This is a genomic window from Glaciecola siphonariae, assembly GCF_042652645.1.
Taxonomy (GTDB): Bacteria; Pseudomonadota; Gammaproteobacteria; order Enterobacterales; family Alteromonadaceae; genus Glaciecola; species Glaciecola siphonariae.
Genome location: NZ_JBHSGU010000005.1, coordinates 216,470 through 231,429 on the forward strand (window position 1 = coordinate 216,470; position 14,960 = coordinate 231,429).

Annotated in this window: 15 protein-coding genes; 7 read left to right on the forward strand and 8 right to left on the reverse strand. The window is 46.3% G+C overall.

Annotation, left to right across the window (positions count from 1 at the left end; translation table 11 throughout):
* Positions 1-169: 169 nt before the first annotated feature.
* Both ACFO4O_RS12170 and gpmI read right to left on the reverse strand, forming a co-directional pair.
* A complete protein-coding gene (locus ACFO4O_RS12170) occupies positions 170-1,420 on the reverse strand; it encodes a murein hydrolase activator EnvC family protein (protein WP_382408898.1) in 1,251 nt (416 codons plus the stop codon).
* A complete protein-coding gene (gpmI, locus tag ACFO4O_RS12175) occupies positions 1,401-2,933 on the reverse strand; it encodes a 2,3-bisphosphoglycerate-independent phosphoglycerate mutase (protein WP_382408900.1) in 1,533 nt (510 codons plus the stop codon). Before gpmI ends, ACFO4O_RS12170 begins: the two co-directional genes overlap by 20 nt.
* Positions 2,934-3,186: 253 nt before the next feature.
* On the opposite strand from gpmI, the gene ACFO4O_RS12180 reads away from it, so the two are divergent.
* The 4 genes from ACFO4O_RS12180 to gpsA all read left to right on the forward strand — a co-directional run bounded on the left by ACFO4O_RS12180 (position 3,187) and on the right by gpsA (position 5,575).
* A complete protein-coding gene (locus ACFO4O_RS12180; protein ID WP_382408901.1) occupies positions 3,187-3,612 on the forward strand; it encodes a rhodanese-like domain-containing protein in 426 nt (141 codons plus the stop codon).
* Positions 3,613-3,645: 33 nt separating this feature from the next.
* Positions 3,646-3,903, forward strand: coding sequence for a glutaredoxin 3 (gene grxC, locus ACFO4O_RS12185; RefSeq protein ID WP_382408903.1), 258 nt, complete (start codon positions 3,646-3,648; stop codon positions 3,901-3,903).
* A 145-nt stretch (positions 3,904-4,048) separates the two neighbouring features.
* Positions 4,049-4,552 (forward strand): protein-export chaperone SecB, encoded by a 504-nt coding sequence (secB, locus tag ACFO4O_RS12190; protein ID WP_382408905.1) that lies wholly within the window; start codon positions 4,049-4,051, stop codon positions 4,550-4,552.
* Positions 4,553-4,576: 24 nt separating this feature from the next.
* Complete coding sequence (gene gpsA / locus ACFO4O_RS12195; RefSeq protein WP_382409586.1) at positions 4,577-5,575, forward strand: NAD(P)H-dependent glycerol-3-phosphate dehydrogenase; 999 nt, start codon at positions 4,577-4,579, stop codon at positions 5,573-5,575.
* A 26-nt stretch (positions 5,576-5,601) separates the two neighbouring features.
* Here gpsA and trmL read toward each other — a convergent pair whose 3' ends face one another.
* The 4 genes from trmL to ACFO4O_RS12215 are packed head-to-tail and all read right to left on the reverse strand — an operon-like array spanning position 5,602 to position 9,269.
* Positions 5,602-6,066: a tRNA (uridine(34)/cytosine(34)/5-carboxymethylaminomethyluridine(34)-2'-O)-methyltransferase TrmL gene (trmL, locus tag ACFO4O_RS12200; RefSeq protein ID WP_382408907.1), complete on the reverse strand. Its 465-nt coding sequence runs from the start codon at positions 6,064-6,066 to the stop codon at positions 5,602-5,604.
* A gap of 58 nt (positions 6,067-6,124) precedes the next feature.
* On the reverse strand, positions 6,125-7,126 hold the full coding sequence (locus tag ACFO4O_RS12205; protein ID WP_382408909.1) for an alpha/beta fold hydrolase: 1,002 nt from the start codon (positions 7,124-7,126) through the stop codon (positions 6,125-6,127).
* Between the two features lie 14 nt (positions 7,127-7,140).
* Positions 7,141-8,583, reverse strand: coding sequence for an ATP-binding protein (locus ACFO4O_RS12210; protein ID WP_382408911.1), 1,443 nt, complete (start codon positions 8,581-8,583; stop codon positions 7,141-7,143).
* Positions 8,580-9,269 carry a response regulator gene (locus ACFO4O_RS12215; RefSeq protein WP_382408913.1) on the reverse strand — a complete coding sequence of 230 codons (690 nt, stop codon included), beginning with the start codon at positions 9,267-9,269 and terminating at the stop codon, positions 8,580-8,582. Before ACFO4O_RS12215 ends, ACFO4O_RS12210 begins: the two co-directional genes overlap by 4 nt.
* A 192-nt stretch (positions 9,270-9,461) precedes the next feature.
* Between ACFO4O_RS12215 and ACFO4O_RS12220 the strand changes: the two genes are divergently transcribed.
* Positions 9,462-10,256: a Spy/CpxP family protein refolding chaperone gene (locus ACFO4O_RS12220; RefSeq protein ID WP_382408915.1), complete on the forward strand. Its 795-nt coding sequence runs from the start codon at positions 9,462-9,464 to the stop codon at positions 10,254-10,256.
* A 219-nt stretch (positions 10,257-10,475) separates the two neighbouring features.
* Here the strand turns inward: ACFO4O_RS12220 and ACFO4O_RS12225 are convergent, their stop codons facing one another.
* Both ACFO4O_RS12225 and ACFO4O_RS12230 read right to left on the reverse strand, forming a co-directional pair.
* A complete protein-coding gene (locus ACFO4O_RS12225; protein WP_382408917.1) occupies positions 10,476-11,105 on the reverse strand; it encodes a DUF6436 domain-containing protein in 630 nt (209 codons plus the stop codon).
* 41 nt (positions 11,106-11,146) lie between these two features.
* Positions 11,147-12,640 (reverse strand): methyl-accepting chemotaxis protein, encoded by a 1,494-nt coding sequence (locus tag ACFO4O_RS12230; RefSeq protein ID WP_382408919.1) that lies wholly within the window; start codon positions 12,638-12,640, stop codon positions 11,147-11,149.
* A 463-nt stretch (positions 12,641-13,103) separates the two neighbouring features.
* On the opposite strand from ACFO4O_RS12230, the gene argC reads away from it, so the two are divergent.
* Together argC and argB are read left to right on the forward strand one after the other, a co-directional pair.
* The gene (gene argC, locus ACFO4O_RS12235) at positions 13,104-14,147 is read left to right on the forward strand and encodes an N-acetyl-gamma-glutamyl-phosphate reductase (protein ID WP_382408921.1); all 1,044 of its coding nucleotides are present in this window, start codon (positions 13,104-13,106) and stop codon (positions 14,145-14,147) included.
* Complete coding sequence (gene argB, locus ACFO4O_RS12240) at positions 14,144-14,944, forward strand: acetylglutamate kinase (protein ID WP_382408923.1); 801 nt, start codon at positions 14,144-14,146, stop codon at positions 14,942-14,944. Before argC ends, argB begins: the two co-directional genes overlap by 4 nt.
* The last annotated feature ends 16 nt before the right edge of the window (positions 14,945-14,960 follow it).

Sequence of the window (14,960 nt, forward strand, 5' to 3'; positions counted from 1 at the left end):
AGCTAAACGAGTGCAACCTGCAAAGGGCTCTTTCAACGTGATTAAGTCCATGCAAATGTAGATTAGTTCAGCATCTTTACATTGATTTACAAATGAGCTTGTTTTGAAATAGAAGCGAGAGAAAGCACTCGTAAGAGTGCCACAGCTTTAGCTAACGGATGACCGCGACTTAGCCCCTGCCAAACCATTGGCTCGGGTTAAGCGCTTTTCCTTTGTGACGAATTTCAAAATACAATCCGGGCTGGGCTTGCCCACCGCTATTTCCCACTAAACTGATAGTATCGCCAGCAATTACGCTGTCACCTACATTTTTTAATAGCGCTTGGTTTCGGCCATAAACACTCATATAACCTTCACCATGGTCAACAATGGTCACTAGGCCGAAGCCTTTTAACCAGTCAGCGTAGAGCACTTTACCATCGGCAACTGAATTCACCGGTGTGCCGGTGGGTGAATTTATCACAATGCCTTTCCACCTAACTTGCCCTTGCCGGCGCTTACCAAACAAGCGGTCAATTTTGCCCGACGTAGGCACTAAAAGCTTTCCTTTTAATGCGGTCAGACCCGTCATTGCAACGGCCGCTTGTGTATTTCTAGAAGCTGCCCTGCGTGCGTTAATTTCGGCCTGCTCAATCGCCTGCATTAAACTTTGCTCTTGCTGAGACAGTTGAGCCACACGTGCTTGGTCGGTTTTTATCTGTGCGTCTAAGTTTTTCAAGGTCACTAAGCGCGCCTGCTGACGACTGCGCAAATCGTCTGCTTGGGTGCGCTGCTGAGCGATTAATACAATTTGTTCGTTTTCTTTGTCGTTGAGCTGTTTTTGAAGATTTTCAAAGGTGCGGATAAGGGAGCGAAACTCAGTTATTTGGTCGAGCCGAGCGTTATTAAGGTATTGATAATAGGTGAGTATCCGCTCGAACTTTCCGGCTTCGTCTTGATTAAACACCATTTTGGCAAAGTCGTAGTTGCCCGCCATAAAAGCACTACGAATTTGATTTGATAAATAACTTTGCTGTTCGTTTATTTTATCTTCTGTTGTGGCGCGCTCTTTTTCTAAATTAGCGATTTCGCTGCGGGTTTCAGACAAAGCGCGGTCGGTTTGATTAAGCACAGTCGCCGCTTGAGCTATTTGCAGCTCGGCAAGTTTAAGCTCCTGTTGGAGTCTCTCAGAATCTTCTAGCTTTTCTTCAAGCTGCTCTTTAGTTTGTTCAATCAGCGACTGTATGTTTTGTAAATCTGCCTGCTGATCTTGCGCGGCGGCATAAAAACTCGGCATAACTAAACCAATGCTCACGCAGCTTAACATCAGCAAGCGCAAAAATACGCGCTTGCTGGTGGCGGTTAAACCAAGCAGATGATTTTGCATGTCAGCGAGTAAGCCGCCTTGCAAACAGCGCCAATTAGGCTTTGAGCGTAACAATCGGCTTACCCGTCATTTCACTGGGTTGCTCCATACCCATTAGGTGAAGCATGGTGGGCGCAACGTCACTCAATGTGCCATTTTCGCGAGCTAGTGCCTTGCGGCCATAATAAATAAAAGGCACCGGCTCACTGGTATGCGCGGTATGAGCAACGCCGGTATCAGGGTCTATCATTTGCTCTGCATTACCGTGGTCGGCGGTAATTAAACATTCGCCCCCTACCTTCTCGAGCGCCTCAATTATGCGTCCTATGCAGTTATCAACTGCTTCACAGGCTTTTACCGCAGCGTTAAAATTACCGGTATGCCCTACCATGTCGCCATTTGGGAAGTTACAAATAATCGCATCAAACTCCCTAGACAAGATGGCCTCAACTAACTTATCAGTAAGCTCGGTAGAATTCATTTCTGGTTGAAGATCGTAAGTGGCTACATCAGGCGACTTTATGAGGATGCGGCTTTCACCTGGGTATTCGGTTTCTTTACCACCGCTATAAAAGAACGTTACGTGCGCAAATTTTTCGGTCTCAGATATGCGAAGCTGGGTTTTATTGTTTTTAGCAAGCCACTCGCCCATCACGTTTTCAAGCTTCTCTTGGGCAAAAGCGCACGGCACTTTTAAGGTAGTTTCATATTCAGTCAGCATCACAAAGTGAGTCTTCGCAAAACGGTTTCTTTGAAAACCCGAAAATTCCTCATCTACAAGGGCGTGCGACATAGCACGGGCTCGGTCTGCTCTGAAATTCATAAATATAATGCTGTCGCCGTCAGCTACGCCCGGATAGTTTGCGATTTTGGTCGCTTTTACAAACTCGTCGTTCTCGTCGCGAGCATAAGCATCTTCCAACGCGCTGTTTGCATCGCTGGCTGAAAAGTCGGACGTGCCGTCAACAATCACATTATAGGCTTGTTCAACACGGTCCCAGCGATTGTCTCTGTCCATAGCGTAATATCGCCCCACTACAGAGGCTATTTCTACACCCTCTAAACTGTCGCAAAGCTGCTGAGCGCTGGCTAGATATCCTTGAGCGCTGCGAGGCGGTGTGTCGCGACCATCCAAAAATGCATGCAAATAAACATGCTTCACGCCCATTTGCGCTGCGAGGCTCATTGCAGCAAATATATGATCTTGATGAGAATGCACACCGCCGTCAGACAGCAGCCCTAAGATATGCACAGCCTTATCGCCCGCTACGGCTTTATCAATCGCCTCGGTAATGGCCTGATTGTGGGCAAACTCACCGTCTTTAATCGACTTGGTGATTTTGGTGAAATCTTGATAAACCACTCTGCCTGCGCCTAAGTTCACATGGCCAACTTCAGAATTCCCCATTTGCCCCTCTGGCAAACCTACGTCCATGCCTGAACCGGAGATGAGCGTGCTAGTGTATTGCTCGCTTAGTCGGTCTAAATTGGGCGTATTAGCCGCCGCGATCGCATTGTTTTTTGTTTCTTTTCGATGGCCCCAACCGTCGAGAATAATCAGTGCTAAAGGCGTTTTTTGAGAAGTCATTGAGTTCCTTATTTGGCTAAATGCAGAAGGTTGAATTAGGGCAATGCAGCGCTACCAAGCACTGCAAGCATTCTGTTCATGTATGCTAATTTACCAGTATTTATACCGCGCATAAACAATAAAACGTGATATGTAATAGCACTATGAAAAAACGCACTGCTAAGCTTGGGCAGTTAGCGCGTGTTTTTTAGCACCGCTTTCTATATAATTCGCGTTCTTAAATTGCAGTCTACCTCAGTAGGAATATATCAACATGGACCAACTCATTGAATTTGCCAGAGATAATCTAATTTTATCCGCAATCTGGGTAGCCTTAGTCGTGATTTTGGCGTATTCGTTTATCAGCCCCCTGCTGTCAAAAACAAAACGCGTCGACAACCATGGCGCTACTTTGCTGATCAATAAAAAAGACGCCGTTTTATTGGATATACGCCCACAGAAAGACTTTAAAGCCGGTCATATCGTTGGCGCCCGACAAATTAAACCCGAAGAGGTGCGCGAAGGAAACTTTACAAAGCTTGAAAAGTTCAAAAACACACCCATTATTGTTGTCTGCGCTATGGGTAATCTGGCGTCAGGCACCGCCAACAAAATGGCTAAACAGGGCTTTACAGACGTTAACGTGCTAAGTGGCGGCATGAATGCTTGGCAATCGGCAGGTTTACCGGTCGAAAAATAGCCCCGCTTTTTATCAACTTTTAAGGTAACACCCATGCAAAATGTAGTGATTTACACCAAAGATTATTGCCCCTACTGCAAGCGCGCTAAAATGCTGCTCGAGCAGAAAGGCGTTGACTATACAGAGCACGATTTAATGCAAACACCCGACCTTAAAACCGAAATGGTAGAAAAGGCAAATGGACGCACTACCGTGCCACAAATTTTTGTTGGGCAGACTCACGTAGGCGGATGCGACGACCTTTTTGCTCTAGAATCGGCCAATAAACTCGACGCTTTATTGCAAGGATAAACGGTGTTTTGAAATGGGTTTCTGAAATTGCGTGTAGTCATTTTATACTGAAGCAATCAGACTCCTAAAGGCACATAAAACATAAGTAGTTCGCCGCATAGCTGCGGTGATTTTTAATTCACACTCTCAATAACAGGTAACACTCATGGCTGACGAAGCAAATAACAACCCAGCAGAAACAAAACAACAAGAAGTACAATTTAACTTACAGCGTATTTATACCAAAGACATGAGCTTTGAAACGCCTAATTCACCTGCTATTTTTCAAAAAGAATGGAAGCCTGAAGTAAAGTTAGACCTTGATACTCGCACCACTGAACTCGACAAAAACCTATATGAAGTCATCTTATCGGTTACCGTTACCGCGACGGTTGAAGGTACTGTAGGCTTTTTATGTGAAGTACAGCAAGCCGGTATTTTTGCCATTGGCGATATGCCAGACGCCAACAAAGCTCACATGCTTGGTGCATTTTGCCCCAACATGCTGTTCCCATATGCACGTGAGACAGTATCTAACTTGGTTAATCGCGGCACCTTCCCGGCGCTTAATCTTCAGCCGGTGAACTTTGATGCAATTTATGCACAATACCTTCAGCAGCGCCGTGAGCAGCAAGATGCCCAAGGCGACGCACCTAAGTTAGATGCATAGGCTGCGCACTTGAAATCTCCTGAGATAAAAGCAAGCGTAAGCGTTTTTGGCGCTGGCTCCTATGGCAGCGCCCTTGCTTTTTGTCTCAGTCGCAACCTTCACCCAACGCATTTGTGGGGAAGAAACAGCACTGATATTGCTTTGATGCAGCGTGAACGTTGCAACAGCAAATATCTCGACGGATTCACCTTTCCTGAGCATTTAGCACCCACGGGCAATTTAGCCGAGGCGATGGCGGCAAGTGAGTATTTACTTGTAGTGGTGCCCAGTCATGCTTTTGCAGATATGCTCAGTGCTATGAAGCCTTATATCAAAGCACATCATAAGCTCATTTGGGCATCTAAAGGCCTAGAGCCTAACACAGGGCGCCTTTTGCAAGATGTCGTGCATGATATTTTAGGTGATGAGATACCAAGAGCAGTGCTATCGGGTCCTACCTTTGCTAAAGAAATGGCAGCGGGTTTACCCACCGCAATCACGCTGTCGAGCACATCAAGTGAGCTTGCCAGCGAGTTTAGCCAAATGTTGCACAACCCCAAGAGTTTCAGAGTGTATTTAAACGACGACTTGATTGGAGTGCAGCTTGGCGGCGCGGTTAAAAATGTAATTGCCATCGGTGCAGGTTTAGCAGATGGTTTAGGGTTTGGCGCTAACGCTCGAACCGCCTTGATTACCCGAGGCCTAGCTGAAATGACGCGTCTTGGGGTATCTTTAGGCGCCACGAGTGAATCGTTTATGGGCATGGCAGGCCTTGGCGACTTGGTACTCACCTGTACCGATAATCAGTCACGGAATCGCCGTTTTGGTCTAGCCTTGGGTCAAGGGCTAGAAGTTGAAGCGGCTATTGCCAGTATCGGCCAAGTGGTTGAAGGTTATCGAAACACCGACGAAGTGCATATTCTAGCAAAGCAGCAAGGTGTTGAAATGCCAATTTGCGAGCAAATATATCAAGTGCTCTACCACGGCAAACCAGCTAAAGAGGCAGCCCTTGCTCTGCTCAGCCGCGAACAAACTAATGAGTAGCAAGGGCTTATTGCAACAAGCTCAGGCTATCTAGCGTTGGGATAACCTAACTGGCGCCAGCTTTCATACACAAACACCGCAACCGCATTAGATAAGTTCATACTTCTGCTGTCGGGCGCCATTGGAATGCGCACTCGGCAATGCGGGGGCAAATCAAAAATAATCTCTTCTGGCAGTCCACGCGTCTCTGGTCCGAATAACAAGGCATCGCCCGCTTGGTAGTGAACGTCAGAATGGAAGGTTTGACCTTTTGTTGTGCAGGCAAACACACGCTTGGGCTGATGTATATCTAAATAGGTTTGCAAGTCTTTATGACGCGATACTTGAGCAAATTCATGATAATCGAGTCCTGCGCGCCGCACTTTTTTCTCTTCCCAATCAAAACCCAAAGGCTCAATTAAGTGTAAATTGAATCCCGTGTTGGCACAAAGTCGAATAATGTTACCGGTATTCGGGGGGATTTCGGGTTGGTAAAGCACCACATCTAGCATTACGTATATCTCAAGTAATAGAGTTCAATGAAAGGCGAGTAGTCTATCAGAGCTTTATCTAGTGCGCCTCAGCTTCGTCGGCTTTGTCCAAAAGAAATGCAAGGATAGCCTCTACCGCGGGGCGTCGATAGCGGTCTCGTTCAAACAAAATTTCATGCTGAGCACCGTCAATATTTAACAAGCTTGCCTGCGGCAGTTTAACAAACACCGAATCAATGGCTTTGTTATCTACAATTTGGTCAGATCCAGCTTTCAGCATTAATAAAGGGGTTTTTAATGCGCTGGCTTGCTGCTCAATGGTGTCTATTGCCTGCAAGGCCGCCGCTAACCATTGAAAGGTCACCCCACCTAAGCGCGCATCGACGTTATCATTATAATACTGTTTAAACCAGCGGTAGCGCACTTCGCTGCTGGTAAGCTTATTGTTTTTAAAAGGCACATCTTTGTAATCGCCTTGCCCTAAAAAGTAGCCCGATTGAATGCCCAACAGCCTGTGTATATAAGCACCAACACTCACTAATATCTTTGCTAAACCCGCTGGAATAGGTGTCGCAATACCGTACATTGGGGAGCATAACACGGCTTTGGAAAACAGTGCGGGGTGGCGCATTAACAGTAAAGTCGAAATGGCACCTCCCATCGAATGCCCTAATAAGTAATTAGGCAAACTTGCTTGACCATGGGTTTCCTGTAAAGGGTGCAATACTTGCTTAATAAGTGCAGCGGCATCTTCAACATATTCGTCAAAGTTAGACACAAAGCCATGCAGTGGATTATCGGTTAATCTGCTTGATTGACCTTGCCCAATGTGGTCAAAAGCAAAAACACTAAATCCATTGCGATACAGCTCATCGATAAACTCTGCGTATTTTACCACCGACTCAGAGCGCCCCTGCACGAGCACTATCCATGCTTTTGCGTCGGGATTAATCACGTAACGATAGTGCAGAAGTGCAGCATCGGGGCGTTGCCAAAAACCCGCAACAAGCGACTCGCTGATAAACTGCGGCAGTGACTCTTGATAATAAGACGCCAATGCAGTTTCGTCGTTGATGAACACCGGTGTGCTAACTCCTAACAAGCTTTTGGCGCAATGATAGGCACATCAATAGTAAAGCGCAAACCGCCTAAGTCTGATGTTGCTGCGCTGATACTACCGTTATGAAGCTCAATGGCCGCTTTTGCAATACTCAAACCTAGGCCAACGCCCCCATCTGCTGTATCAAACTCAGTATCTTCAGATAAACTCGTGCTCGATGGCGCCTGAAAAAAGGGTTCAAAAAGCTTATCGATATCACCAGGTGCAAGCCCTGCTCCGTCATCTTCAATGCTAATGCGCAGGGTTTCAGCATCCAATACAAAACCGAGACTTATACGACTTCGGGCATATCGGATGGCGTTGCGGGTTATATTTTCAAGAGCACTGACAAATGCCTCTTGATTTGCCATTAACTTAACTTGAGGCAAGGCCGAGCATGCTAGATTTTTTGACAAAGCTTGCGCCTCAAATTCAAGGTCGGCTATACACCTTAGTACCAGCTCATCTAGCGAGAGGTTTTTAAAGCCTTGCTCGTGCTCCGGCGCCATGCCACGTTTGGCGTTTTGCATGCGCGTTAGTTTTAAAATTTGACCAATGAGTTTGTCCATCGTAGTAATTTCATGCTCGATGCGGTCAAGGTACGCATCGCCATGATATTTATCTTGCAGCATGGCTCCGGCTAACTGCAGTCGGGTAAGTGGCGTTCTAAGCTCATGAGAAACGTTCGCGAGCAGCATATTTTGTTGTTGCAAACTTGTGTTGAGTTTGTCGGCCATGTCATTAAAGTCATTCGCCAACTGGCCAATTTCATCACGGCGCGAAAGGCTGCCATTGCTACTCCCTACCCTCGAGCGTAAATCGCCTGCTGCAAATGCACGGCTGGCTTGGCTAAGCTCACGTAAAGGTTTGGTCAAACGCCACGCTAGTAGTAAACATAGCAGCGAACCCACTGCGATTATCACCAATAGGGCAACACCCCACGACTCAGGTCTTCGTTCTTCCCGTTTTAATAAGCGCCCTACGAACAATTTATATGTGGCGTCTGGCGCTTTTACTTCAAAAGGCCCTACAAATTCCATGTTTGGGGCACTTATATGCACACGCTGGGTACTTTGAGCGAGTTCAAGTATGGGTCTTTTGTTTGGTAAAATTGGCGGCGGAAAGCCTAAAACTAACTCTTCGGTGGCAACATTCACGAGCATCAGCTGCCATTTTCCTCGATTCGCGACTCGTCGAAGCGCTCTGTTTGGCTCGATACCTCGCTCGAGGGCCATCTGCACAAATCCAGAAACTCGCTCACCCTGCTTAATTTGCTCCTGCGTGGCAGAAGATACATCTAAACCCGGGCGAATGATGCGTGCGAGAACAAACGCACAGACTAACAGCGTAGTAACCGATAGCCAAAACCAGATAAAAATTTTGCCAAATAGACTATTAGCCGGATTTAGACTTGTAAAGGCGCGCAATATCTTGGTCATTCTCGCTCGGCCACCATCATGTATCCGCTACCGCGAATGGTTTTAATGACATCGTTTATGCCTTGCTCGGCCAATTTTTTGCGCACATTGCTCATGTGCATATCCAGGCTTCTGTCAAAAGGCGCTAGTTTTCTTCCTAGCACAAGGCTACTAAGCTGCTCTTTGCTGAGTAATTGCCCTGCTTGCTTGAGCAGATGCACCAGCATAGAGAACTCGGTGCCTGTGAGCACTAGTTCGTGCCCATCGACGCTTGCACTATGGCTGGCTTCATCAATCTCAATGCCGTGCAGGCGCAGCAGTTTGTTTTTAACAAAGCTGCTTTGGCTTTGCGTACGTCGTAATAAAGCTTTGATGCGCGCAAGTAGTTCCCGGTGATTAAACGGTTTGGGTAGATAGTCGTCAGCGCCCAACTCCAGACCCAAAATCTTATCGTAATCATCGCCTTTTGCGGTAAGCATGATCACAGGAATACTGCTAAATTGACGCAGCTGACGCAAGGCTTCAAAACCGTCAATACTGGGCATCATTACATCGAGTAACAAAGCATCGTAGTCGTTTTTCTTAAGCATCTGCAAACCAAGTTCAGGCGTGTTTGCCACCTCAACTTGGTAATTTTGCTGACATAAGTATTCAGACAGTAAATGAGTTAATCCAATATCATCGTCTATTAATAAAATGGTGTGCATCTATCACCTTAAAACCGTGTGCTATGAATGCATAATAAAATATTGATACTACACACGCAGATTCTTTACACAAGCTTTACAATGGCTATGCGTTTCTTTGCATTGCACAGGCTATGATTTGTTCACTGAGGGTTTACAGCTTTGTGAGCCTTTATTTTCAGCCAAAATACATTAGCCAAAAGAGGAATTACTATGAAACGCACTATATTATTGACTGCATTAGCTATTAGCCTAGCCAGTGCAAACGCTTCATTAGCCACCGCAGCGCCAGGACATAACGGCCATAAAGGTCAGATTAGTAAGGCGCGCATATTTGCTGGATTAGACCTAAGCGACATTCAAAAGCAAGATATTCGTGAAATCATGCGGCAAGTCAAACAAGACAATGCAGTCTATGCAGCAGACATTGAGGCACTTAAAGCGCAGATGGAGGCCTTGTTTAATTTAGAAACTTTCGATGCTGCGCTTGCTCAAGACTTAGTAAGGCTTCGGACTGAGCAAGCCATAAACATTGAATTAAACATTGCAACGGCCAAACATCAAGCTTGGTCCTTGCTGAATGACGAACAAAAAGCTGAATTTGCAGCCAAGCAAGAAAAGCGCGCTGAAAAGGAAAGGCAACGCAAGGCTCTGGACTTCGAACGCTTACAAAAACGCCTGAATTTGACTGACGAACAAAGCCAAGCGATAAGCGATATTCAAGAGCAACATCGTGATGCTACCGCTGAACTGGCGCAAACGTTAAAGGCGTCAAAGGATGCTGAGAAAGCGCTGGTTTACAGTAACCAATTTAGCGAAGAAGCTTGGCTGACCATTGCTCAAGCATCGCAGAGCGCTGCAATTGAATTTGGTGTGGCTAAAACGCAGTCGCGCTTTGACATGCTGCAGGTACTCGATGATGAGCAGCGCGCTAAATTTAAGAAGATTGTAGACAGGGAGCAGTCTCGTAAAAAGCACGGTAAGAAGCGCAATAAACCGGCCAAGTAAACACAGTCACCAAGACCTAGGCTTGCAATGGTTTGTTCGAGTGTGAATCGTAAAAATGAGGGGGCATACGCTAATCTAAAAGCATGCGCGCACATGGATGTGCGCGCCTGAGCGGCCAGGATGGCGCAAAGCGACTTTTAGATTAGCGTATGCCCCCTCACTAGATTCAGGCTCGAACAAACCTAAACCCCAAGCGGCTATGTGTTGCGCTCTGCCGTGCTAACTCGTTAGGCCCTGATTGCAGTAACAGCCTCTCGCCTCTGCTCTGATCACAGCGCTATTTTTACCTATGCTTTCACTACGCGCAGTCCTCTGTTCCATTAATTCCTTGCGAATAACGGCATCAACTTCCCCCGCGCTGCTAAAGCAGCCACTGCCTTGCGCATACGGCCCATAGTAAACTAATTGCTCTTGCTCATTTATAACGGCAATGGCGGGGGTGGATGGAACTAGCGCTGTAAGAGAAGGGTGCTGCGACAAATCAATGTAATAGACATTGGTAATACTCGCATCATTTACGGCTGGATTGCTCTGAGTATTTTGCTTTGCTACCAGCGCATCGAGCTTGTTGGCATGAGAAGCAACCAATGACTCGCAAAAACACGGCTCGCTTGAACGAATATGAACAATGCGCTTTCCACGCATTGTTTGTGCCTTTGCCAAGCGCTCTACTAAGCGTTGCTCAAAATCTAGAGACATAAGCTGCATGGCCAAACGATTGTCATGATCAAAGTCGGTAAGCGTGAACCGATTCATTGCCATAACAAGAGATGAAGCCAGTCCAAACCAAAGCAGCACAAGCCCCCATTTGAGGCTTGTACTTATTTTTGATTTGACGCTTTCAGGCATGCTTAATTAATCTCAGCTCTGGATAAGCAACAGCACTGAAGTTAAATATTAAACTTGCGAAGTTGCTCTCCTAGCTCCTCGGTAAGTTTGTTGAGGTCTTGGACTTCTTGCTTCAATGATTCTACCTGCGTTTTTTCTTCATGGAACAAACCGTTTAGGTGCTCTGCAGATTGACTAATTGAAGCCGAGGTAGACGCCTGTGTTGAGGCAGACCCAGCCACATTTGTGACGTTGGTGTTAACTACGGCAATGGTGTCGAGCACCTGTTGCATGTTGTTAGTAGCGAGTTCAGACGATTCTACCGCCACGTTGACCATTTCAACGCAGTTTTCCATATTGTCTACCGAATGGTTTGCGCTTTCTGTTAATAAACTCGTAATTTTTTCAATCTCTTCGGCGCTCTCTTTTGATTTTATCGCTAGGTTTCGAACCTCATCGGCAACGACTGCAAAGCCCCTGCCGTGCTCCCCTGCTCGGGCAGATTCTATCGCCGCGTTAAGTGCAAGTAGGTTCGTTTGCTCGGCAACCGACTTTATCGACTGCATCACTTCAGAGATATTCTGACACTTGTGGCTCAAATCGCTTATCGCGGTAGATGTTGTCTGCAACGTTGATTTAAGCTGGCTTATATTATTTCTACTGTCGACTATCGCGGTGCGGGTTTCTTCGGTTTTAACCGTCGCACTGCTCGTATATTCGTTTGCATCTTGCGATAAGTTTGCGACGTCTTGAATACTATTGGTCATGTCGCGCATTGCGGCAGAAATGCTGCTTACTTGTTCGTATTGTGCATCAACGGTTTCGTCAAGCGCGTTTGATGAGCGTTGCACTTTTTCTGCGAATGACAGCAGTTGTGATCCTAAATGCGACACCTCCGACACTAGCGCTTTTACCGCCGTAAGCATCGCATTGAAATGCGCTAACTGCTTTGTATCTACAATGTGTTCGTCGATTAAGTTAATTTGACCATCGTCGCCAACAATGCGCTCAACTGAACTTTTGAGCAATGTGGAGGCGTCGGCTTCTTGCCGAGAACCGTGCGCGATAAAAGCAAGTACTGCGCATTCAGCAATAGCAAATGCAGCATGAATAATCAGGATTAAAAAGCTTGGGCTTGCATCCTCAAATACCACCAACGAGCCACCAGCATGCTGAATAATAAATCCGCCAATGTGATGTATAGCCACCACTAATGTGCCAGTAATGATCACCTTCCAGTCTCGGAAAAATGACAAAAACGCTAATAGCACAAACACCTGAAAGTGCATCTCGGTCATGCCCATTGTTTGTTGGATATGTAACGCCGCCATGAGCTGTGTTGCCATGGCAACCACGTGGCGAGACATCGCGCTTGCAGGGCTAGTTAGGCCAACGAAAATAGCGGGCAATGCAATGAGCAAACCTACGCCCAGTCCGAGCCATAAAGTGTCGGTGGCATATCCGATGCCCACACTCAGTAAAACCTGTACTAACAGTACATAACGAAATACCAGTTGAGTACGCGTGTATTCGGCAAGCAAAATCGTATTGGTCACAATAGACTCCAAGCAAAATGAGAAATTTTATGTAAGTCTGTATCGGCCAAAACGCCTTATTTTTTAGACTATTGCATGAAAAATAAAAAAGAAATTAAAATCAAATATTCATTCAAAAATAGGGCGAATTTAACCCAATTAATCTTATTTTATGAATATTTATATATTTATATTGCATATATATATTGCCATGTTAAGATTAAAGAAGATTAAATTTAACGTAGCTTTGCAATGTCGTGTTTACGACTTGTGGTTTGCGCAAAAGTCGGGCCATAAACTGCATAACTAATGAGTAGCATATTAGGAATATTGAATGTCACCAGTCTCTCCCAAGACGCGTTATGAGGATACTTGCCGGCGGTAGGTCACTAAGTACTGATTAACTCCTGTATGGTTTGATAACAGAGGACTAAACATAGTAGTCTGTTATCAAGCCCTTTTTTATTTCTGACAAAGAACATTTATGATGAAAACCTGTGTAATGGGCGCCAGCGGATATACTGGGGCTGAACTAATAAAAATATTGGTCACCCATCCAACATTTGACTTAAGCGCTTGCTTTGTATCGCACAACAGCGCCGATGCCCACAAAGGTGTAGGCGAGGTGCACCCGCAATTAGCCCACATTCAAGCAAACGATGCTCACAAAAATGCACTACTCATGCAGCCGTTAGCTGACGAGCAGGTCGAGCAAATAGGTCACGAACACGACATCATTTTCATGGCGCTCCCTCACGAGGTTAGCCACCATTGGGCACACTTGCTGCGCAATACTAGTGCTAAAATTTTTGACTTGTCGGGCGCATTTCGACTCAGCGATACCAACACTTTTGAGCGTTTTTACGGATTTAAGCATGCATATCCAGAATTAATGCAGCAGCGCGTATATGGCCTAGCTGAGTGGCATTACCAACAGATACAAAATGCAAAACAGTTGATTGCCGTACCCGGATGTTACCCTACGGCGTCTTTACTTGGCCTGAAACCCCTCATGCACAGTGCACTACTCGACCTTGAAAAAATGCCCATAATAAACGCGGTAAGCGGTGTAAGCGGTGCCGGGCGCAAAGCATCAATGACATCAAGCTTTTATGAGGTGAGCTTGCAAGCTTATGGCGTGCTCGGTCATCGCCATACGCCTGAAATTGAGGAGTTTGCCAACAGTGATGTCATTTTCACCCCTCATTTAGGTGCCTTCAAGCGCGGCATTTTAGCAACCATTACGGCCTTTACGTCAGAGCATGTCACCGAGCAGGATATAGACCAAGCCTTTGTCGATGCATACGCCAATAAGCCTTTAGTTCGTCTTTGTTCACAGTGGCCAAAGGTTGATCAGGTTGCGCATACACCGTTTTGCGATATTCATTGGGCCTTTGATAAAGACAAACGCTGCGTTGTGGTAACAAGTGCCATCGATAATTTATTGAAAGGCGCTGCCAGCCAGGCTGTTCAGTGTGCAAATATTATGTGCAAACTAGATGAAACAACAGGTTTAATACACGCATGAAAAACAAACAGCCAACTCTCGTTATAAAGGTAGGAGGTCGTTTTTTTGATGAACTGCTTGAGCAGAGCGAACACAAACATCCACTTTTGCACGCTATAAAGCAATTACAAACGAGCGGCGCCCGTGTCGTACTAGTGCATGGCGGCGGCGACCAAGTGCAGGCCCAGCTTAAAGCCCTAAACTTACAAAGTGACAAAATAAACGGACTACGCGTGACCCCTTTACACCACATGCCGGTAGTGGCGGGTGTTTTGTCTGGATATTTAAACAAAACCCTTGTTGCTCAAGCGGGCGGACTTGGCTTGTCGGGTGTTGGCTTAAGCTTAGCTGACGGCGATATGACCCGATGCACACCAATAAGCGAAGCCCTAGGTGCAGTTGGCGAACCTCATCCGAATAGCGCTGTGCTGCTCAATGCGCTTTTAGCCCAGGGGATGCTACCGATTGTCGCGTCTATCGGTGCAGACGATAGCGGCCAGCTTTATAATGTTAACGCCGACCATGGTGCAATATGCGTAGCACAGCTGCTTGATGCGCAATTGTATTTATTGTCTGACGTAAGCGGCGTTCTCGATGCGTCGCGCCAGAAATTACCGCATTTAAGTGCGCAAACAGCCCAGCAACTCATTGTGGATGGTGTCATTACCGATGGCATGATGGTTAAAGTGCGCGCCGCCCAAGAAGCAGCCGACGCGCTGCAACAAGCGGTTACCATCGGCAGTTGGAACGATGTCGCAGCCTTGAGCACTGGCAATAATAGCTTTGGCACACAAATACTTCCCGCAACCACCACATGAATAGAACAGGATTGAC